The sequence below is a fragment of the Streptomyces sp. NPDC058662 genome, assembly GCF_042716255.1.
Classification (GTDB): Bacteria; Actinomycetota; Actinomycetes; order Streptomycetales; family Streptomycetaceae; genus Streptomyces.
This window is the reverse complement of the sequence record NZ_JBHXRU010000019.1, coordinates 19,618-38,998: the sequence shown is the minus strand read 5'-3', so window position 1 is coordinate 38,998 and position 19,381 is coordinate 19,618. Positions and strand designations below refer to the sequence as shown.

Here is a 19,381-nt window from a genome sequence, read left to right as displayed (position 1 = left end):
GCCCGGGCCGCGCTCCGCGTGCCATACATGTCTAGACCTGTTGGAGGAAGTCCGAGGAAGGCACCCGTGCACCGCACCGCTCCCGCCCCGTCCGCCCTCCGCCCGGCCGCGGCCTGCCTCGCCTCGGCCGCCCTGCTCGCCCTGGCGGCGTGCGGCGCGTCCGACACCGAGCCCCCCGCGGCGCCCGCCGGGCTGACCGCGCAGGCGGGCAGCGCCACGAGCGTGCACGTGATGTGGAACGCGGCGCCGGAGCGCGACGGGGTGACCGGCTACCGGGTCTTCCAGGCCGACCGCCTGGTGCGGGAACTCCCGGCCGACAAGACCATGGTGGACGTCACCGGCCTCGCGCCGCAGACGGGCTACGACTTCACCGTCCGCGCCGTCGACGCCGCCGGGAACCTCTCCGAGGCCGCTCCGGCGGCCCGGGCGACCACCCCCGCCGCCGCGGCCGAGGACCGTACGGCGCCCACCGCCCCGGCCACCACGACGGGTCGCGCGACCGGCCCGCGAGCCGCGTGGGTCTCCTGGTCGGCGGCGACCGACGACACGGGCGTCACCGCCTACGACGTCTACCAGGGCGGCGTCCGCATCCACACCGCCGGCCCCGCCGAGAGGGGCACCGCGCTGACCGGCCTGCGGCCGGACACCGTCTACACCTTCACGGTGCGGGCCCGGGACGGAGCCGACAACTCCTCCGCCGACGGCCCGGGCGCCGACGTGACGACCCCGCCCGCCACGGGCGAGGGACCGGGCACGGCTCCCGCCGGGTTCGAGGCCACCGCCTCCCCGGGGGCCGTCACCCTCGCGTGGACCGCTCCGGAGACCGGTCGCGAGACCACCGAGTACGAGCTCCACGTCAACGGCCGTCCCACGACCGTCATCCAATTCGGTGCGGGCGCGGTGCCCAGCGGCAGGGCCGAGCACCGCCTCACGGTGACCGAGCCGGCCGGCACGGTGTGGACCCTGAAGCTGCGCGCCCGGCTGCCCGACGGCACCTGGGGCTCCTTCTCCGCCGAGCGCCGGGTCACGCTCACCGGCTGAGACGGACCGGCGATCTGCCGGGAACGGCCCTGCCGCGAAAGAAGATCACGCACAATACATCCGTGTTCGGTGCGTACTCGTTCAACGACAACCAGTCGGATCCCGACGGGCCCGGCCCTGGGCCGGACTCCGCCGCCGCGCCGGGAAACCTGCCCCCGGAATCGGCGAGCTTCATCGGCCGGGAGCGCGAACTCCGTGTGCTCCAGGACCTGTTGCGCGAGCACAGGCTCATCACCCTGACCGGGGCGGGCGGGGTGGGCAAGTCCCGGATCGCCCTGCGGGCCGCCGCCGAGGCCCGCCGGACGCGCTCCCGCGGAGTCCGGTGGGTGGAGCTGTCGCCCCTGCGCGACCCCGGTCTGATCACGGCGGCCGTCGCGCACGCCGTCGGCCTCGCCGGCCACTCCCCGCGCCCCCTGGACGAGGAGTTGTGCGCCTGGCTGGCCGACAAGGAACTCCTCCTCGTCCTGGACACGTGCGAGCACCTGGTGGCCGCGTGCCGGCACCTGGTGGCCGAACTCCTGCAGTCGGCGCCCGGGTTGACCGTGCTGGTGACCTCCCGGGAGCCGCTCGGCTCGCCGGGCGAGCGGGTCGTCGAGGTGGGCCCGCTGCCCTGCGAGGGCCCCGGCAGCGACGCCCTGGCCCTCTTCCGCGCCCGTGCCCTGGCCGCGAGCCCGCGGACCTCGGCCGTCTTCGAGGACCCCGGGCGGGCCGCGGTGGCCGCGGAGGTCTGCCGGCGCCTCGACGGCATCCCCCTGGCCCTGGAACTCGCCGGTGCCAGGCTGCGGTTGTGGAGCGTGGAGCAGATGGCCGAACGGCTCGGCACCCGACTGGACGTCCTGGCGGACAGCCGCGCCGCCCGACTGCCCCGCCACCGGACCATGCGGACCGCGATCGGCTGGAGCCACGAGCTGTGCGAGCCGCTGGAGCGCCTGCTGTGGGCCCGCCTCTCCGTCTTCACCGGGGACTTCGACCTGGCGGCGGCCCGCGCCGTGTGCGCGGGCGGCCCGCTGCCCGCCGCCCGGGTGGAGCGGCTGCTGGCGGCGCTGGTGGCGAAGTCGGTGGTCCGGCGCAGCGAGGAACGCGGCACCGGCGCGCGCTACCGGATGCTCGACACGATCCGGGAGTACGGGCACGACTGGCTGGCCGAGCTCGGCGAGGCGGCCCTGGCCGCCGACCGGCACGCCCACTGGTACGCGGCGCTGGCCCAGGCCGCCGAACGGGGCTGGCTGGGCCCCGGGCAGGTGGACTGGTACCGCAGGATGACCGCCGAGCACGCGCAGCTGCGCACCGCGCTGGAGCACCTGATCGGCTCCGATCCGACGGCGGCGCTGGAGATGGCCGGGGCGCTGTGGTTCCACTGGTTCGCGTGCGGGCGCGGGCGCGAGGGCCGGAGCTTCCTCGAACGGGCGCTGCGGGCCGGTCCGCGCACGGGCGCCGCGTACACCCGGGCACTGTGGGCGCTGGGGCTGACGGCGCTGCTCCGGGGCGACCTGGGCGGGGCCCGGGAGCTCGGCGAGGAGTGCGTACGGGAGGCCGGCCGGCTCGCGGACCCCGAGGGGGAGCTGCGCGCCGCCTACCTGCTCTCCGTGGCGGTCCTGATGCCCGGGGACCCCGTACGAGCCCTGGCGCTGGCCGGCCCCAGGGCGCGGGCGGGCCACGGCGGGCGCACCACGGCCGCGGGATGGCTGCTGTGCCGCCTCGCAACCTCGTACGCCCTGTGCGACCTGGGCCGCTTTGAGGAGGCGGCCGCCGAGGCCGGGGCCCTGCGGGAGGCCTGCGCGGAGCTCGGCGAGCGCTGGCTGCGGGCGTACGCGGACTATGTGCTGGCGGTGGCGGCGCTGGGACGCGGCGAGCACGGGGAGGCGGCCCGGCACGTCCGGGCCATGCTGTCGGGGAAGCGGCTCCTCGGTGACCGCTTCGGGATCGCGCTGGGACTGGATGTGCTGGCGGCGGCGGTGGCGGGCCTGGGCGACGGGGAGCTGGCGGCGCGCCTGCTGGGCACCGGGCACGCCTGGTGGCGGACGGTGGGCCTGCCGCAGATGGGCGGGTCGCCCACCCTGACGGCGCTGCGCGACCGGGGCGAGCGCGAGGCCAGGGCGGCGATCGGCGACACGGCGTACGAGACAGCGTTCCTCGGCGGCGCGGCGGCCTCCACCGGCTGATCGGCGGCCCGGCGGCCTCCACCGGCTGATCGACGGCCGGTGGACGGCGGTGTGCGCGGACCCTCGTCGGGTCAGGGCGGGGCTCCCGTCAGTACGGGAGGGTTCTGCCCGACGGTGTGCGCAGGTCCAGGTCTCGGGGGGCGGGGGCGGGCTTGGGGACGGGCTTGCGGATCAGCTGCTGGCGCATGGCTGCCTCCTCGCTCAGACCAGGGCCGGGCGGCGGGGTTCCACCGTGCGGCCGTCGGGGAGCAGTTCACCGGTGTCGTCGAAGACCACCGCACCGTTGCACAACAGGCTCCAGCCCTGTTCGGGGTGGAAGGCCACGGTCCGGGCGGCATCGTGGTCGGCGCTGTCTACGGCAGGGCAGGGGGGCTGGTGGGAGCACATGGCGCACCTCCTCGCAGAGTGGGGCGGGAGGGCCGGTGGTCACCCGGTCGAATCCGCGATCCACGGTGGCGGTGAGTATTACTGATCGCCGCCCCCGGACGGAACCCATATTCGCGGTCCAGTTCACGGTGTGTATGCCCGCTTACCATGCGCTCATGCCCGCGATCCGGATCATTCACCGCACGCTCCTCCCGCCGGCGGAGGCCTGGGAGCGGGTGACGGACTGGCCGCGCCACGGCGCTCTCGTCCCGTTCACCCGGACGGTGGTCGTCACCGCGCCGCCGACGCGGGTGGGGACGATCTTCACGGCGCGCACGGGCGTGGGAAGGGTCACATTCGAGGACCCCATGGAGGTCGTCGTATGGCGGCCCCCCGCGGAGGGCGCCGCGGGACTGGTCCGCCTGGAGAAGCGCGGTCGCGCGGTGACGGGCTGGGCGGAGATCGGCCTGCGCCCGCTCGCCGGGGGCGGCTCGGAGGTCGAATGGCGCGAGGACCTCCGCGTCCGCGGCCTCCCCCGCGCCCTGGACCCCGTCGTCCGGCGGGCCTCCCGCCTGCTCTTCACCCGCGCCCTGCGCGACCTCCTGCCCCGCTGACCGGGCACGGCGGGGCAGCGCGGGCGGCGCCGGCCGCGCGGGGCCCGCACCGCCCCCGGGTTCTAGCGGATCGGCATGCCGGAGATCGTGCGCGCGATCACCAGCCGCTGGATCTCGCTCGTCCCCTCGAAGATGGTGTAGATCGCGCTGTCGCGGTGCATCCGCTCCACCGGGTACTCGCGGGTGTAGCCGTTGCCGCCCAGGATCTGGATCGCCTGGGCGGTGACCTTCTGGGCCACCTCGCTCGCGAAGAGCTTGGACATCGAGCCCTCCGCCGAGGTGAACGGCCGGCCCGCGACCGCCATCCAGGACGCCCGCCACACCAGCAGCCGCGCCGCGTCGATCTGCGTCCGCATGTCGGCGAGCTGGAAGGCCACGCCCTGGTTGTCGATGATCGGCCGGCCGAACTGGGTGCGCGTCATGGCGTAGTCGAGCGCGACCTCGTAGGCGGCGCGCGCCGTGCCCACGGCCATCGCGCCGACCGCCGGCCGGGAGGCCTCGAAGGTGGCCATGGCGGCGTTCTTCACACGCTCCCCGCCGCCGCTGCGGGCGCGCTCACGCGCCCGCGCCAGGCGCTCGTCGAGCTTCTCCTTGCCCCCGAGGAGGCAGGAGCCGGGGACGCGTACGTCCTCCAGTACGACCTCGGCGGTGTGGGAGGCGCGGATGCCGTGCTTCTTGAACTTCTGCCCCTGGGACAGCCCCGGCGTGTTCGGCGGGACGATGAAGGAGGCGTGGCCCTTGCTGCCGAGCCCGGGGTCGACGACGGCGACCACGATGTGGACGTTGGCGATGCCGCCGTTCGTCGCCCAGGTCTTGGTGCCGTTGAGCACCCACTCGTCCTTGGCCTGGTCGTAGACCGCCCGGGTGCGCATCGAGGCCACGTCGGAGCCCGCGTCCGGCTCGGAGGAGCAGAAGGCGGCGACCTTCACGTCGTCCTGGTCGCCGTACATCTGCGGGATCCAGGTGCCGATCTGCTCCTCGGTGCCGTTCGCGACGACGCCGATGGCCGCGAGGCCGGTGCCGACGATGGACAGGGCGATGCCCGCGTCGCCCCAGAACAGCTCCTCCATCGCCATCGGGATGCCGAGGCCGGTCGGGTCGAAGAACTGCTGGGCGTAGAAGTCCAGCGAGTAGATGCCGACCTTGGCGGCCTCCTGGATGACGGGCCACGGAGTCTCTTCGCGCTCGTCCCATTCCGCGGCCGCGGGCCGGATCACATCGGCCGCGAAGCCGTGCACCCAGTCCCGCACCTGCTTCTGGTCGTCGTTGAGCTCCATGGTGAACTCCGCCATGTCCCCTCCAGCTGTCTGTGCTCGTCCAGGCGTCGGTTACTAGCGGTAACCCACAACGGTGAACACAGTCTGTTACCGGCGAGTAAGCACTGTCAAGCGCGAGCGATCCCGTCACACGGGTCCGCCGCTCCGACGGGTCGGGGTGCGCGGGGTGTTACGTTGCGTGGGCGGCACGCACATCGCAAGGGCGGGGAGAGAAACACGTCATGGAGACCACGCAGCAGGCAGGCGAGCCGGGATCGGCCGAGCGCCGACGGCGGGAGCTGCTCGAAGCGGCCGAACGGGTCGTTCTCAGGGACGGCCCCAAAGCCTCCATGAACGCCATCGCGGCGGAGGCCGGGATCACCAAGCCCATCCTCTACCGCCACTTCGGGGACAAGGCGGGGCTCTACCAGGCGCTCGCGGTCCGTCACACCGACGCGCTGCTCGGCTCCCTGCGGGCCGCGCTCGACGCCCCGGCAGAGCGCCGCCGCCGGGTCGAGGCCACCCTGGAGACCTACCTCGCGGCCATCGAGGCCCGCCCTCAGGTCTACCGCTTCCTGATGCACCCGGCCGAGGACCCGCAGACCCCGGAGCGCGGCTTCGACGTAGGCCTCCACTCGGCGCCGCTGCTGCGCCGGCTCGGTGAGGAGCTCGCCCAGGTCATCAGCGAGCGCGTGGACCTCGGTCCCGGCGGCGAGCAGCTCGCCCGGGTCTGGGGCCACGGCATCGTCGGCATGATGCACGCGGCCGGCGACTGGTGGCTCGGCGAGCGCCCCTGCGACCGTACGGAACTGGTCGCCGCCCTCACCGACCTCCTCTGGGGCCGCCTCTCCACGGCCGGCAACCGCGCCGACGGCCCCGGGTTCTGACAGCCCGCCGGTCCGGACCCCCGGCGTACGGGGCGGGCCCCGGTGCCCGACGGAACCGCGCCCCCGGTGAACCGACCGGGACGACCTAGGTCCGCGGGCCCCACGGGGACTTGCGGATCGCCCGCCGCAGGCGCCTGGCGCGCAGGCCCGTGACCCGGTCCGCGTACACGGTGCCCTCCAGGTGGTCGCACTCGTGCTGCAGGCAGCGGGCGAAGAACCCGGTCCCGGAGATCCGCACCGGCGCCCCGTCGGAGGCGACCCCCTCGACGACCGCGTGGTCGAAGCGCGCGGTGCCCGCCTCCAGCCCCGGCAGCGACAGGCAGCCCTCGGGGCCCAGGAACTCGTCCCCGTCGGCCGTCACCAGCCGGGGGTTGACGATGTGCCCGACGTGGCGGACGTCCTCGTCGTCGGGGCAGTCGTACACGAACACCCGCAGGCCGACGCCGATCTGGTTCGCGGCGAGGCCGACGCCCTCGGCGGCGTACATCGTGGCGAACATGTCCTCGACGAGCCGGTCGAGGGACGGACCGAAGTCGGTGACCTCCTCGCACGCGGAGTGGAGCACCGGATCGCCCAGCAGGCTCATGGGGCGGACGAGGCCGGTCGTGCCGGGGAGGGAGCGCTGTCGCATGGCCGTAAGGGTACGACGGACGAATATATGAGGAGATCTGCCGCGGCGTGGGGGCGCCGCGGTCAAGGCCCCGGCAGGTACTGGATAGGCTGGGGCCGACCGACGCAAGGAGGACAAGGGACGATGGCAGGCAACACGGAGCCGCTTTCGCCGCGGGCCAAGCTGGCCGTGACGGCGGGCAAGGCCGCGGCGGCGGTGTCGCGGGCCGCGGGACGCGGGAGCGGATCGGTGATCGGGGGCAAGGTCGCGCTCAGGCTCGACCCCGATCTTCTCGGAGCGCTGGCCCAGCACCTCGACGTCGTCCTCGTATCCGCGACGAACGGCAAGACCACGACCACCCGACTGATCGCGGAGGCCCTGCGGGCCAGCGGTCCGGTGGTCTCCAACGCCCTCGGCGCGAACATGCCCGCGGGCATCACCTCCGCCCTCGCCGGCGGCTCGGACGCCAAGTACGGCGTCATCGAGGTCGACGAGAAGTACCTCGCGGGGGTGGCCCGGGACGTCACCCCCAAGGTGATCGCCCTGCTGAACCTCTCCCGCGACCAGCTCGACCGCGCCGCCGAGACCCGCATGCTCGCGGAGAAGTGGCGCGAGGGCCTCTCCGGCTCCAAGGCCGTGATCGTCGCGAACTGCGACGACCCCCTGATCGTGTGGTCGGCCTCCTCCTCGCAGAACGTGGTGTGGGTCGCCGCGGGCCAGGAGTGGAAGGACGACGCCTGGTCGTGCCCCTCCTGCGGCGGCGTCATGCAGCGCCCGGGCGACGACTGGTTCTGCGGTGAGTGCGGCTTCCGCCGGCCGACCCCGACCTGGGTGCTCTCCGGCGACCACGTGCTCGACCCGCACGGCTCGGCCTGGCCGATCCACCTCCAGCTGCCCGGCCGCGCCAACAAGGCGAACGCCGCCACCTCGGCCGCCGTGGCAGCCGTCTTCGGCGTCCCGCCGCAGGTCGCGCTGGAGCGCATGTACCAGGTGCAGGCCGTCGCCGGCCGCTACGACGTGGTGAACTTCCAGGGCCGCGAACTGCGCCTGCTGCTCGCCAAGAACCCGGCGGGCTGGCTCGAAACGTTTTCCCTGATCGACCCGCCGCCGACTCCGGTGATCCTCTCGGTGAACGCGCGGGGCGCCGACGGCACCGACACCTCCTGGCTGTGGGACGTGGACTACCCCCGCCTCGCCGGCCACCCGATCTTCGTGATCGGTGACCGCAAGCTGGACCTGGCGGTCCGCCTCGAAGTCGCGGGACTGGACTTCCGGGTGTGCGAGACCCTCGACGAGGCCGTGCAGCTCGCACCGCCCGGGCAGATCGAGCTCATCGCCAACTACACCGCCTTCCAGGACGTGCGCCGCCGCGTCGGCAACTAGCGCCCCGACAGAACCGCAGAGGACAAGAGCATGAGCGACAACAGCCTGCGTCTGGTGTGGGTCTACCCCGACCTGCTGAGCACGTACGGAGACCAGGGCAACGCCCTCGTCGTGGAGCGCCGGGCGCGCCAGCGCGGCCTGGACGTGCAGCGCGTGGACGTGCGCAGCGACCAGCCGATCCCCACCTCGGGGGACATCTACCTGATCGGCGGCGGCGAGGACCGGCCCCAGCGGCTGGCCGCGGAGCGCCTGCTGCGCGACGGCGGCCTGGAGCGCGCCGTCTCGAACGGGGCGATCGTCTTCTCCGTCTGCGCCGGGTACCAGATCCTCGGCACGGAGTTCGTCAACGACATGGGCCGGCGCCAGGAGGGCCTGGGCCTGCTCGACGTCGTCACCCTGCGCGGTGAGGGCGAGCGGTGCGTCGGCGACGTGCTCGCCGACATCGACCCCGGGCTGGGCCTCCCGCAGCTGACGGGCTTCGAGAACCACCAGGGCATCACCCACCTCGGCCCGAGCGCCAAGCCCTTCGCCCGCACCCGCCTGGGGCGCGGCAACGGCACCGGCGACGGCACCGAAGGCGCGTACAACGACACGGTGTTCGGCACGTACATGCACGGCCCCGTGATGGCCCGCAACCCGCACATCGCGGACCACCTGCTGAAGCTGGCCCTCGACGTGAACGCGCTGCCGGCCATAGACGACCGGTGGTACGAGGCGCTGCGCGCCGAGCGCATCGCGGCGGCGACGCAGCCCGCGTAGGGCTCCGGCCGCACCCGGCCGTCGGCCCGGATCCCGCTGGGGATCCGGGCCGACGTGCGTTCGCACGACGGGCGCGACCAGCATGTGGAGGATGGTTCAGCCCACCCGCGATCCGCTTGTAGGGTGGCCGTAGTTCCCACCGGACGACGTGGTCCGGTCGTCGGCCCACGTTGCAAAGGTCTCTCCCTGCCATGCGCATAGGTGTGCTCACTTCCGGTGGCGACTGCCCCGGTCTGAACGCCGTCATCCGCTCTGTCGTCCACCGCGCCGTGGTCGACCACGGCGACGAGGTGATCGGCTTCCTCGACGGCTGGAAGGGCCTGCTGGAGGCGGACTACCGCAAGCTCGACCTCGACGCGGTCGCCGGCATCCTGGCCCGCGGCGGCACCATCCTCGGCTCCTCCCGGGTCCAGCCCGCGCACCTGCGCGACGGTGTGGAGCGGGCCCGCGGGCATGTCGCCGACCTCGGTCTGGACGCCATCATCCCCATCGGCGGCGAGGGCACCCTGAAGGCCGCGAACCTGCTCGCGCAGGCCGGCCTGCCGATCGTGGGCGTCCCGAAGACCATCGACAACGACATCGCGTCCACCGACGTCACCTTCGGCTTCGACACGGCCGTCGGGGTCGCCACCGAGGCGCTCGACCGGTTGAAGACCACCGCCGAGTCGCACCAGCGCGTGATGGTCGTGGAGGTCATGGGCCGCCACACCGGGTGGATCGCGCTGCACTCGGGCATGGCCGCCGGCGCGCACGCGATCGTCGTCCCCGAGCGCCCGTTCGACATCGACGAGCTGACGGCGATCGTCGGCGAGCGCTTCTCGGCCGGCAAGCGCTTCGCGATCGTCGTCGTCGCCGAGGGCGCCAAGCCGCGCCCGGGCTCGATGGACTTCGAGGACGGCGGCACCGACATGTACGGGCACGAGCGGTTCGCCGGCATCGGCAACCGGCTCGCCGTCGAGCTGGAGCACCGCCTGGGCAAGGAGGCCCGGCCGGTCATCCTGGGCCACGTGCAGCGCGGCGGCACGCCGACCGCGTACGACCGGGTCCTCGCGACCCGATTCGGCTGGCACGCGGTGGAGGCGGCGCACCGGGGCGAGTTCGGCATGCTGACGGCGCTGCGCGGCACGGACATCGTGATGGTCCCGCTCGCGGAGGCGGTGCAGACGCTCAAGACCGTCCCCTCCGAGCGGTACGAAGAGGCCCAGAACGTGCTGTGATGTGTCCCGCGTCATGACCCCTGTGCGGCCCCCGGACGCTTCGGCGTCCGGGGGCCGCATTACTGTGGTGGGGCACCACAGGTCAAGGGAGTGGACAGATGGATCACAGCGGGCACGGCATGGACATGGACCTGCCGCCGTTCACTCTCGGACGAGGGCTGGAGTTCTCCTTCGACGCCTTCTTCCTGTTCGCCTCACTGGCCGGCCTGGCGCTGTACGGCTGGGGGGTGCTGCGGCTGCGCCGGCGCGGGGACTCCTGGTCGCCGGGCCGCACGGTCGCCTTCACGGCCGGCGTGCTCAGCGTGGTCCTGGTGATGTGCACCAAGCTGAACGACTACGGCATGGTCATGTTCAGCGTGCACATGGTCCAGCACATGGTCATCAGCATGATCACCCCGATCCTGCTGCTGCTCGGCGCTCCGGTGACGCTCGCGCTGCGCGCCCTGCCGCCCGCCCGGCGCGGCAGCAAGGGCCCCCGCGAGCTGCTCCTGATGCTGCTGCACAGCCGCTACATGCGGGTGGTCACCCACCCGGCCTTCACCATCCCGATGTTCATCGCCAGCCTCTACGGCCTCTACTTCACCCCGCTCTTCGACTTCCTCATGGAGAGCCGGACCGGGCACATCGCGATGATGGTGCACTTCCTCGCCGTCGGCCTCATCTTCTTCTGGCCGATCATGGGCGTCGACCCGGGCCCGCACCGCCCCGGCTACGTCATGCGGATGCTGGAGCTCTTCGCGGGCATGCCCTTCCACGCCTTCTTCGGCATCGCCCTGATGATGGCGAGCGAGCCCATGATCAAGACGTACGCGAGCCCGCCGGCCTCCCTCGGCGTCGACGCGCTCCTCGACCAGCAGTGGGGCGGCGGCATTGCCTGGGCCTTCAGCGAGATCCCGTCCGTCCTGGTCCTGATCGCGCTGGTCTACCAGTGGTACCACTCCGAGCAGCGGGCGGCGAAGCGCTCCGACCGGGCGGCGGACCGCAACGGCGACCAGGAGCTGGAGGCGTACAACGCGTATCTCGCCTCGCTCCAAGCGCGTGGCCGCTAGCGCACCGGCACCTTCGCGGGCCACCATGGGGCATGACCCCTTCCGTTAAGGCGATGGCCGTTATGACCTTCGCCGCCCTGGTGGCCGTGGCCACGTACTCCGTGGCACTCGGCAGCAACGGCTGGCTGTGGTTCGGCTGGGTGGTCCTGGGACTGCTGACCGCAGGAATGGCCGCCTCCCGCAACACCTAGCGCGGGGCTCGGTCCGGGCCGCTCCTCCCGACCGGGCCTTCGGCCGGTGGCTGACTGTCCGTACGATGTCCGTGACAACGGGACATCGACAGGAGCCGCCTGGTGTTCTACCACCTGCTCAAGCACGTACTGCTCGGGCCGCTGCTGCGGCTGCTCTTCCGGCCGCGGATCGAGGGACTGGAGCACATCCCCGAGGAGGGGGCCGCGATCATCGCGGGCAACCACCTGTCGTTCTCCGACCACTTCCTGATGCCCGCGATCCTCAAACGGCGGATCACCTTCCTCGCCAAGGCCGAGTACTTCACCGGCCCCGGGGTGAAGGGCCGGCTCACCGCCGCCTTCTTCCGCAGCGCCGGGCAGATCCCCGTGGACCGCTCTGGCAAGGACGCCGGGCGGGCGGCCCTGCGCGAGGGCCTGGGCGTCCTGGCCAAGGACGAGCTGCTGGGCATCTACCCCGAGGGCACCCGCTCGCACGACGGGCGGCTCTACAAGGGCAAGGTGGGCGTGGCCGCGATGGCCCTGGGCGCCGGGGTGCCCGTGGTCCCGTGCGCGATGGTGGGCACCTTCGAGATCCAGCCCCCCGGGCAGAAGATCCCGAAGATCCGGCGGGTGACGATCCGCTTCGGCGAGCCGATGGACTTCTCCCGGTACGCCGGTCTGGAGGGCGAACGGGCCGTGCTGCGGGCGGTCACCGACGAGATCATGTACGCGATCCTCGAACTGTCCGGCCAGGAGTACGTCGACCGCTACGCGGGCGAGGTCAAGGCCGAGGCGGAGGCGGAGCGCAAGAAGGCCCGCCGCAGGCCGCGCTGACCCCTCGCCGGCACGCCCCGGGTCCGGCGGACCGGTACGGGGGCGCCGCGTGGGGGCCCCGTGTCCCGCCGCCGCCCGCACGGTCGCGGCCGGCGGCAGGCCGGCGGGTCACCAGCCGTAGGCACCGAGCGCCGAGTCGAGCAGCTCCCGCAGCCGCAGGCCGTCCGGGGCGAGGGCCGTCACGAGTACGGCGGGACCGGCGAGCGGCGTCACCGAGGCGAACTCCCCCAGCATCGCGGCGGCGGCCGGACGGGTCGTGAAGGCGGGGTCCACCACGAGGAGTTGGCCGATGGCGCGGTGGCCCGCCAGACCGGCCGGGCCGTCCCAGCCGCCCGGCGCCCCCGGACCGCAGGCCAGCTCCTGGTCGAGCAGCGGGCGCCCGCCCCGGCTCACGGTCAGCCGGCTGCGCAGCAGCCCCGAGGCCTCGCCGGCGCGGCCCAGTACCTGCTCCTCGCGCAGCAGCAGCCGCGCGCCGGGGGCCAGCCGGGCCCGGGTGCGCACCCGCAGGTCGCTCCGGCGCACGGAGACCAGGGGCTCCGGAAGCCAGCGGACCGAGGCCCCCTCCTCCAAGGTCAGGTCCACGTCGTAGCGGGCGGACTCGCCGCCGCGGCCCGGCAGGGCCAGGGTGGCCGCCGCCGAGGTGAGGCGCAGGTGAGCGCCCGCTTCCACCACGGCTTCCACGGCGAGGTGGTCCCCGCCCAGCGGGCCGCTCATCGCCCCGACCAGCACCACCCCGGCCTCGGTGGCCCGTCCCCGGGTGCGGCGCAGCGCCAGCGGCCCCTCACCGGCCAGCACCGGCAGGGCCGTCCCGCCGCGGCCGTCGGCGACGGCGCGGATGCGGGCCGTGGCCCGCAGTCCGGCGGCGGGCGGCGGGGCGGGAGCGCGGTCCGGCGGACCGCCGGAGACAGGCGCCGGCGGAAGGGGCGCCGGCCGGAGGGGCGTCGGCGGGGTGGCGGCCGGTGCGCTGGTCACCGTACGGTCCAGGCCGCGATCCGCTCGCGCACCCACGCGGCCACCGGGGCCACTCCGTCCGGGCCGCGCAGCGACTGGAAGGCGACGGGCAGCGCGCCGCGCTGTTCGGCGGCGTCACGGGCCATCCGGTCCAGGTCCGAGCCGACGTACGGGGCCAGGTCGGTCTTGTTCACGATGAGCAGGTCGGCGGTGGTGACGCCGGGACCCCCCTTGCGCGGGATGTCGTCCCCGCCGGCCACGTCGATGACGAAGATCTGGGCGTCGACGAGTCCTCGGGAGAAGGTCGCGGTGAGGTTGTCGCCGCCGGACTCGACGAGGATCAGGTCGAGGGGGCCGACGGTCTCCTCCAGCTCCTCCACGGCTTCCAGGTTGGCGGAGATGTCGTCCCGGATCGCGGTGTGCGGGCAGGCCCCGGTCTCGACAGCCGTGATCCGCTCGGGCGGCAGCACGGCCTCGCGCAGCAGGAACTCGGCGTCCTCGCGGGTGTAAATGTCGTTGGTGACGACGGCCATGGCGAACTCGGCGCGCAGTGCGCGGCAGAGGGCGGCGACGGTGGCGGTCTTGCCGGAGCCCACCGGTCCACCGAGCCCGACGCGCAGCGCGCGGCGGCTGCCGTCGGCCCGCACGGGAGCGGCGCTGTGCGTGTGCCGGTGGGGGTAGGCCACGGCGTGGTCGAGGTGCATGTCGGATCTCCCAGGGGACGGTCGGGCGGGGCGGTGACGGGAGCCGGGCGGCTCAGGAGGCGAAGAGGCGTACCGGCCAGCCGGCATGCGCCTGCGCGGCGATGTCCAGCAGCGGCGACGAGGCCGCGGGCAGGACCCCGCAGCCGTCCTGGACGGCGCGGCGCGCGGTGCGCTCCGCCTCGGCGGCGACCGCGTCGAGCTCGGGAGCGAGCCGGGCGAGGACCCCGCTGGCCTCGAAGGGGTCCAGGCCCAGCAGCCGCACGGTCGCCGTCGCGGGCCCGCCGACACTCTCGTACGCCGCCACGTGCGCGGCGTCCCCCGGCCCGAGCCCGGCCGCGCGGGCGGTGACTCCGAGCACCACGGGCTGGTGGGCGCCGCGCGGGAAGGCCGCGGCCAGCGCCTCCAGGTCGGGGCCGGGCCACGTCGCCCGGGCGGCCCGCAGCAGTTGCCGGCCGAGTCGGCGCGCGGCGGCGCGCAGGGCCGGTGACGGGGTGCGGGCGTCGGCGGCGAGGTCGAGGTCTGCGGGGTCGACCCCGAGGGCGGCGGCCGCCGCGAGGGCGGCGGCGGTGAGACCGGCGGTGTGCAGCCGGCCCCGGCAGAAGTCCTCCAGGGTGGCGGCGTCGCGGACGCGTCCGGCTCTGCAGGCGGCCTCGGCCCCGCCGGAGTGGGCGTGCCCCCCGGCGGGGAATCGCCCGTCGGCGAGGACGAGCAGTGCGGCGCGGCTCATCAGAAGAGGAAGTAGCGTTGGGCCATGGGCAGTTCGGTCGCCGGCGACGGCTCCACCGGGACACCGTCGATGGTGACGGTGAAGGTGTCTGCGTCGACCTCGACCCTCGGCATGGCGTCGTTGTTGCGCATGTCGGCCTTGCCCACCTCCCGGGTGCTCTCGATGGCCACGAACCGCTTGTCGAGGCCCAGCCGGTCGGGCAGTCCGTCGTCGAGGGCGGCCTGCGCGGTGAAGTTGATCGAGTTGAGTCCGGGGGCGCGTCCCCGGCCGCCGAACATCGGCCGGGGCAGCACCGGTTGCGGGGTGGGGATGGAGGCGTTGGCGTCGCCCATCTGCGCGTAGGCGATCTGCCCGCCCTTGATGACGGTCTCGGGCTTGACTCCGAAGAAGGCGGGGGCCCAGAGCACCAGGTCGGCGAGTTTGCCCGTTTCGACGGAGCCGATCTCGCGGGCGAGGCCCTGGGCCAGGGCGGGGTTGATCGTGTACTTGGCGATGTAGCGGCGGGCCCGGTGGTTGTCGGCTGGTCCGTCGCCGGGCAGGGGGCCGCGCCGCTTCTTCATCACGTGGGCGGTCTGCCAGGTGCGCAGGACGACCTCGCCGACCCGGCCCATGGCCTGGGAGTCGGAGGAGATGATGGAGATGGCCCCGAGGTCGTGCAGGACGTCCTCGGCGGCGATGGTCGAGGGCCGGATCCGGGATTCGGCGAAGGCCAGGTCCTCGGGTACGGCGGGGTTGAGGTGGTGGCAGACCATCAGCATGTCGAGGTGCTCCTCGACGGTGTTGACGGTGTGCGGCCGGGTGGGGTTGGTCGAGCTGGGCAGGACGTTGGGCGCCGACACGACGGTGATGATGTCGGGTGCGTGCCCGCCGCCCGCGCCTTCCGTGTGGTAGGCGTGGATGCCGCGCCCGGCGATGGCCGCGAGGGTGTCGGCGACGAAGCCGGCCTCGTTGAGGGTGTCGGTGTGGATGGCGACCTGGACGCCGGTCTCCTCGCACACGCCCAGGCAGGCGTCGATGACGGCGGGTGTGGCGCCCCAGTCCTCATGGATCTTGAAGCCGAGGGCGCCGCCCCGGAGTTGGGCGTGCATGGCCTCGCGGGACATCGTGTTCCCCTTGCCCAGCAGCCCGATGTTGACGGGGTAGGCCTCCAGGGACGCGAACATTCCGGGCCAGGTGCCAGGATCCGGGCGTGACGGTGGTGGCCTTGCTGCCCTCGGCGGGCCCGGTGCCGCCGCCGACGAGGGTGGTGACGCCGGAGGCCAGGGCCTCGTCGATCACGGTCGGGGAGATGAAGTGCACGTGTGCGTCGATGGCACCGGCTGTCAGGATCTTGCCGTTGCCCGCGATGATCTCGGTCTCGGGGCCGATGACCAGGGCGGGGTCCACCGCCTCCATGGTGTCGGGGTTGCCCGCCTTGCCGATGCCGCAGATGCGGCCGTCGCGGATGCCCACGTCGGCTTTGACGATGCCCCAGTGGTCGAGTACCACGGCCCCGGTGATCACGGTGTCGGGGGCGCCCTCGGCCCGGGTGGTGCGGGCCTGCCCCATGGACTCGCGGATCACCTTGCCGCCGCCGAATACGGCTTCGTCCCCGGCCCGGCCGGGGCCGCCCGCGAGGTCCCGTTCGACCTCGATGAAGAGGTCGGTGTCGGCGAGCCTGATCCGGTCGCCCGCGGTGGGGCCGAAGAGGTCCGCGTACACCTGGCGCGAGAGCTCAGCCATCGAGCGGCCCCCCGGTCTCCGCGCGCAGTCCCGGTACGGTACGCAGCCCGGCCAGCGGTACGAGTTCCACCGCGACGGGGATGCCCGGCTCGAAGCGGACCGCCGTACCGGCGGCGATGTGGAGCCGGAGACCGCGCGCGGCGCGGCGGTCGAAGTCGAGGCCCGGGTTGGCCTCGGCGAAGTGGTAGTGGGAGCCGACCTGGACGGGCCGGTCGGCGGCGTTGAGCACGGTGAGACGGGTGACCGGCCGGCCCTCGTTGAGGAGCACCGGACCGTCCCCGTGGACGATCTCGCCGGGGATCACGCGGGCCCCCTCAGACGATCGGATCGTGGACGGTGACGAGTTTGGTCCCGTCGGGGAAGGTCGCCTCGACCTGGACGTCGCGGATCATCTCGGGGATGCCCTCCATGACCTCCTCGCGGCGCAGGACGGAGCGGCCGGAGGCCATCAGGTCGGCCACGGTCCGTCCGTCGCGGGCCCCTTCGAGGACGTGCGAGGTGATCAGGGCGACGGACTCGGGGTGGTTGAGGAGCACTCCGCGCGCCCTGCGCCGGGCGGCCACGTCGGCGGCCACGTGCAGGAGCAGCCGCTCCTGCTCGTGCGGTGTCAGTTGCACATGTACCACCCTGCTTCCAGGACGAGATCGACATCGGGCCGGGGCGACCCTACTGCCCGTCAACACTCCGTTGACCTGCGCGTATCCGGGCCAAGCAACTCTTGCCCCGACCAGGGGAAAGGCTTTCCGCCCCGACCACCGCCGCTTTACCGGATCATGGGTGATCATTGGGGGACGAACGTGGCCGCCACGCTAAGGGCCGCGTTTTTCCGTTGAGTTAACCCAGGTTTCGGGCAGGTACCCGGTTGGACTTCGGGGCCATCGGCGCTCCGATCCGTATACGGCCCCGCGCGGGGGCCATCGAGGAGAACCATGTTCGTCAATCCCGTCCGGCACATCACCTTCGACTCCCTCGACCCCTACCGGGCCGCGGAGTTCTGGTCCTCGGTGACCGGTTTTCCGATCCATCCCGACGACGTGGAAGGCGATGAGGAGATCCTGCTGGAGCCGGGGCAGCCCGGTGTGCCCGGACTGCTCTTCATCCGGGTGCCGGACGCCAAGTCCGTCAAGAACCGCGTGCACCTGGACATCCAGCCGCCCACGGGTACGCGGGACGAGACGGTCGAGCGGCTGGTCGGACTCGGCGCGAAGATCATCGACGACCGCCGGTCGCCGGACGGGGTGGCGGGCTGGGTCGTGCTCGCCGACCCGGAGGGCAACGAGCTGTGCATCGAGCGCAGCGCCGCCGAGCGCAACCTCTGACCAGCGACCGCCCCGGGCCCGGGAGCGCCGCGGGCCCTGGGGCCATCGGGGCCCGGGCCCGGAGCGGTCCGCACGGATCAGCAGCCGGTGACGCTCCGCGCCGCCGCCCGGGCGGTCCACGGCAGGGCGATCCACACCGTCTTGCCGCCGTCCTCGGTGGGTGTCACGGAGAGCCGCCCGCCCGCCTCCGCGGTGAGCCAGCGGATGATGACCATCCCCCGGCCGTTGTCCTGCTGGACGGCGGCGGGGAGCCGCTTGGGCCAGCGCGGGTGGCTGTCGGTCACGCCGACCCGGAGCCACTCCTCGCGCTCCAGGCGGACGTCGACGGTGAAGGTGGGCGACTGGCCGAGGGTGTGCTGCACGGCGTTGGTGGCGAGCTCCGAGACGATCAGCCGGACGCTGTCCGCGGTGTCGGCGTCGTCGGGCAGCCCCCATTCGCTCAACACCTCCGCGACGTAGCGGCGGGCCGTGGCGACCGAGGCGGGATCGCTCGGCAGAGTGACGGATGCTTCCTGGTGGTCTGCCATGGCGACGGTCCCTTTCCCACCGGAGCGAAGCCGCCCCGGATCTGCGCTGGACGCCAGAGTGCCACCCATCGTGCCGACGTTTCCGGCGTTCCTCCAAGATATGCATATATCTGTCGCTCAAAGCGGTGAACTCTGCTACGGAAGAGCGTATTTGGACGGCAGACTGGTGCGATCTGTGCCGGTGGAAGGAGGCGGGTGTGCAGCACGGTCCCGCAGTGCGTCGGCGCAAGCTCGGCGAGGAACTGCGCGCCCTGCGCGACCGGGCCGGACTCACCAGTGGTGAGGCCGCCCGGATCGTGGGATGGCACCAGTCGAAGATGAGCCGCATCGAGACGGGCCGCAGTGGCGTGAAACCGGAGGACATCCGGCTGCTCCTGGACGCCTACGGCGAGATCGTCAGCCGCGAGCAGCGCGCGCTGCTGGAGGCCCTGGCCGTCTCCGCCGCGGGCCCCGGGCCGGGCGGCGACACGGGTCGGGGCCGCCAGTGGTGGCACGACTACCGGGGCCTGCTGCCCCAGGAGTACCGGGACTTCATCAGCCTGGAGGCGGGCGCGCGTTCGGCCCGTACCGTGGAACTGTCGGTGGTGCCCGGCCTGCTCCAGACCCCCGACTACGCGCGGGCGGTGACCCGGGCCGCGCTCGGCGGGCTGCCCGAACCGAAGGTGGACGCGCTGGTCGACGTACGGCTGACCCGGCAGTCCGTGCTGCGGGCCGATCCGCCCCTGGAGCTGAGCGCCGTCCTGGACGAGGCGGTGCTGCGGCGGCAGATCGGCGGGCCGGGGGTGATGGCGGCGCAGTTGCGGCATCTGGTGGATGTGGCGCGACTGCCCCAAGTGAGCCTGCAGGTACTGCCGTTCAGCGTGGGGGGCCATCTCGGCCTCACCGGGCCGTTCGTCATCTTCTCATTTCCGAACATCGCCGATCTGGATGTGGTGGTACTCGACCATTTGACGAGTAGCCTCTATCTGGAGCGGAAGGAAGACCTTGAGGCGTACAGCGCCGCGTTCCGCACCATCCAGGCGCACGCCCTCCCGCCCCAGGACTCGTCGGAACTGATCAGCGCCCTCGCTGACGACGCGTAAG

Annotated in this window: 21 protein-coding genes and 1 pseudogene; 12 read left to right on the top strand and 10 right to left on the bottom strand. The window is 73.3% G+C overall.

Translation table 11 applies throughout. The annotated features are described in order from the left end of the window. The first annotated feature begins 66 nt into the window (after window positions 1-66). Together ACFWUQ_RS10205 and ACFWUQ_RS10200 are read left to right on the top strand one after the other, a co-directional pair. A complete protein-coding gene (locus tag ACFWUQ_RS10205) occupies window positions 67-1,041 on the top strand; it encodes a fibronectin type III domain-containing protein (protein ID WP_384535487.1) in 975 nt (324 codons plus the stop codon). Window positions 1,042-1,103: 62 nt separating this feature from the next. Beyond that, window positions 1,104-3,203 carry an ATP-binding protein gene (locus tag ACFWUQ_RS10200; protein ID WP_384535484.1) on the top strand — a complete coding sequence of 700 codons (2,100 nt, stop codon included), beginning with the start codon at window positions 1,104-1,106 and terminating at the stop codon, window positions 3,201-3,203. Window positions 3,204-3,404: 201 nt separating this feature from the next. On the opposite strand, the gene ACFWUQ_RS10195 is transcribed toward ACFWUQ_RS10200, so the two are convergent. Further along, window positions 3,405-3,590, bottom strand: coding sequence for a DUF5999 family protein (locus ACFWUQ_RS10195; protein WP_384535481.1), 186 nt, complete (start codon window positions 3,588-3,590; stop codon window positions 3,405-3,407). Window positions 3,591-3,745: 155 nt separating this feature from the next. On the opposite strand from ACFWUQ_RS10195, the gene ACFWUQ_RS10190 reads away from it, so the two are divergent. After that, the gene (locus ACFWUQ_RS10190; protein ID WP_384535478.1) at window positions 3,746-4,183 is read left to right on the top strand and encodes an SRPBCC family protein; all 438 of its coding nucleotides are present in this window, start codon (window positions 3,746-3,748) and stop codon (window positions 4,181-4,183) included. Window positions 4,184-4,245: 62 nt separating this feature from the next. Here ACFWUQ_RS10190 and ACFWUQ_RS10185 read toward each other — a convergent pair whose 3' ends face one another. Further along, window positions 4,246-5,475, bottom strand: a complete 1,230-nt coding sequence (locus ACFWUQ_RS10185) for an acyl-CoA dehydrogenase family protein (protein WP_384535476.1) — start codon at window positions 5,473-5,475, stop codon at window positions 4,246-4,248. A gap of 206 nt (window positions 5,476-5,681) precedes the next feature. Here ACFWUQ_RS10185 and ACFWUQ_RS10180 point away from each other — a divergent pair, with 206 nt between their 5' ends. Continuing rightward, a complete protein-coding gene (locus ACFWUQ_RS10180; protein WP_384535473.1) occupies window positions 5,682-6,326 on the top strand; it encodes a TetR family transcriptional regulator in 645 nt (214 codons plus the stop codon). A gap of 85 nt (window positions 6,327-6,411) precedes the next feature. Here the strand turns inward: ACFWUQ_RS10180 and def are convergent, their stop codons facing one another. Then, the gene (def, locus tag ACFWUQ_RS10175; protein ID WP_384535470.1) at window positions 6,412-6,957 is read right to left on the bottom strand and encodes a peptide deformylase; all 546 of its coding nucleotides are present in this window, start codon (window positions 6,955-6,957) and stop codon (window positions 6,412-6,414) included. A 123-nt stretch (window positions 6,958-7,080) separates the two neighbouring features. Between def and ACFWUQ_RS10170 the strand changes: the two genes are divergently transcribed. The 6 genes from ACFWUQ_RS10170 to ACFWUQ_RS10145 all read left to right on the top strand — a co-directional run bounded on the left by ACFWUQ_RS10170 (window position 7,081) and on the right by ACFWUQ_RS10145 (window position 12,348). Next, on the top strand, window positions 7,081-8,319 hold the full coding sequence (locus tag ACFWUQ_RS10170; protein ID WP_326592547.1) for a MurT ligase domain-containing protein: 1,239 nt from the start codon (window positions 7,081-7,083) through the stop codon (window positions 8,317-8,319). Between the two features lie 30 nt (window positions 8,320-8,349). Beyond that, a complete protein-coding gene (locus ACFWUQ_RS10165) occupies window positions 8,350-9,078 on the top strand; it encodes a type 1 glutamine amidotransferase (RefSeq protein WP_384535467.1) in 729 nt (242 codons plus the stop codon). A gap of 191 nt (window positions 9,079-9,269) precedes the next feature. Then, the gene (locus tag ACFWUQ_RS10160; RefSeq protein WP_384535464.1) at window positions 9,270-10,295 is read left to right on the top strand and encodes a 6-phosphofructokinase; all 1,026 of its coding nucleotides are present in this window, start codon (window positions 9,270-9,272) and stop codon (window positions 10,293-10,295) included. 98 nt (window positions 10,296-10,393) lie between these two features. Then, window positions 10,394-11,344 carry a cytochrome c oxidase assembly protein gene (locus ACFWUQ_RS10155; RefSeq protein ID WP_384535462.1) on the top strand — a complete coding sequence of 317 codons (951 nt, stop codon included), beginning with the start codon at window positions 10,394-10,396 and terminating at the stop codon, window positions 11,342-11,344. Between the two features lie 32 nt (window positions 11,345-11,376). Continuing rightward, entirely contained in the window at window positions 11,377-11,535 is a 159-nt protein-coding gene (locus ACFWUQ_RS10150) for a hypothetical protein (RefSeq protein WP_384535460.1), read from the top strand. Between the two features lie 102 nt (window positions 11,536-11,637). Beyond that, window positions 11,638-12,348: a lysophospholipid acyltransferase family protein gene (locus ACFWUQ_RS10145; RefSeq protein WP_384535458.1), complete on the top strand. Its 711-nt coding sequence runs from the start codon at window positions 11,638-11,640 to the stop codon at window positions 12,346-12,348. Window positions 12,349-12,456: 108 nt separating this feature from the next. Here the strand turns inward: ACFWUQ_RS10145 and ACFWUQ_RS10140 are convergent, their stop codons facing one another. From ACFWUQ_RS10140 to ACFWUQ_RS10115, 6 genes and pseudogenes are all read right to left on the bottom strand, one after another. Beyond that, entirely contained in the window at window positions 12,457-13,203 is a 747-nt protein-coding gene (locus tag ACFWUQ_RS10140) for an urease accessory protein UreD (RefSeq protein ID WP_384535570.1), read from the bottom strand. Between the two features lie 113 nt (window positions 13,204-13,316). Then, window positions 13,317-14,003, bottom strand: a complete 687-nt coding sequence (gene ureG, locus ACFWUQ_RS10135) for an urease accessory protein UreG (protein ID WP_384535455.1) — start codon at window positions 14,001-14,003, stop codon at window positions 13,317-13,319. 52 nt (window positions 14,004-14,055) lie between these two features. Further along, a complete protein-coding gene (locus tag ACFWUQ_RS10130) occupies window positions 14,056-14,730 on the bottom strand; it encodes an urease accessory protein UreF (protein WP_384535452.1) in 675 nt (224 codons plus the stop codon). After that, window positions 14,730-16,452, bottom strand: a pseudogene (locus ACFWUQ_RS10125) (urease subunit alpha). The gene ACFWUQ_RS10130 and the pseudogene ACFWUQ_RS10125 overlap by 1 nt, the downstream one beginning before the upstream one ends. After that, a complete protein-coding gene (locus tag ACFWUQ_RS10120; protein WP_384535449.1) occupies window positions 16,445-16,756 on the bottom strand; it encodes an urease subunit beta in 312 nt (103 codons plus the stop codon). Before ACFWUQ_RS10120 ends, ACFWUQ_RS10125 begins: the two are co-directional and overlap by 8 nt. A 10-nt stretch (window positions 16,757-16,766) precedes the next feature. Further along, a complete protein-coding gene (locus tag ACFWUQ_RS10115) occupies window positions 16,767-17,069 on the bottom strand; it encodes an urease subunit gamma (protein WP_384535446.1) in 303 nt (100 codons plus the stop codon). A 312-nt stretch (window positions 17,070-17,381) separates the two neighbouring features. Between ACFWUQ_RS10115 and ACFWUQ_RS10110 the strand changes: the two genes are divergently transcribed. Beyond that, window positions 17,382-17,771, top strand: a complete 390-nt coding sequence (locus tag ACFWUQ_RS10110; RefSeq protein ID WP_384535444.1) for a VOC family protein — start codon at window positions 17,382-17,384, stop codon at window positions 17,769-17,771. 77 nt (window positions 17,772-17,848) lie between these two features. Here the strand turns inward: ACFWUQ_RS10110 and ACFWUQ_RS10105 are convergent, their stop codons facing one another. After that, the gene (locus ACFWUQ_RS10105) at window positions 17,849-18,298 is read right to left on the bottom strand and encodes an ATP-binding protein (RefSeq protein WP_384535441.1); all 450 of its coding nucleotides are present in this window, start codon (window positions 18,296-18,298) and stop codon (window positions 17,849-17,851) included. 197 nt (window positions 18,299-18,495) lie between these two features. On the opposite strand from ACFWUQ_RS10105, the gene ACFWUQ_RS10100 reads away from it, so the two are divergent. Continuing rightward, the gene (locus ACFWUQ_RS10100) at window positions 18,496-19,380 is read left to right on the top strand and encodes a helix-turn-helix domain-containing protein (protein WP_384535438.1); all 885 of its coding nucleotides are present in this window, start codon (window positions 18,496-18,498) and stop codon (window positions 19,378-19,380) included. Window position 19,381: the final 1 nt, after the last annotated feature.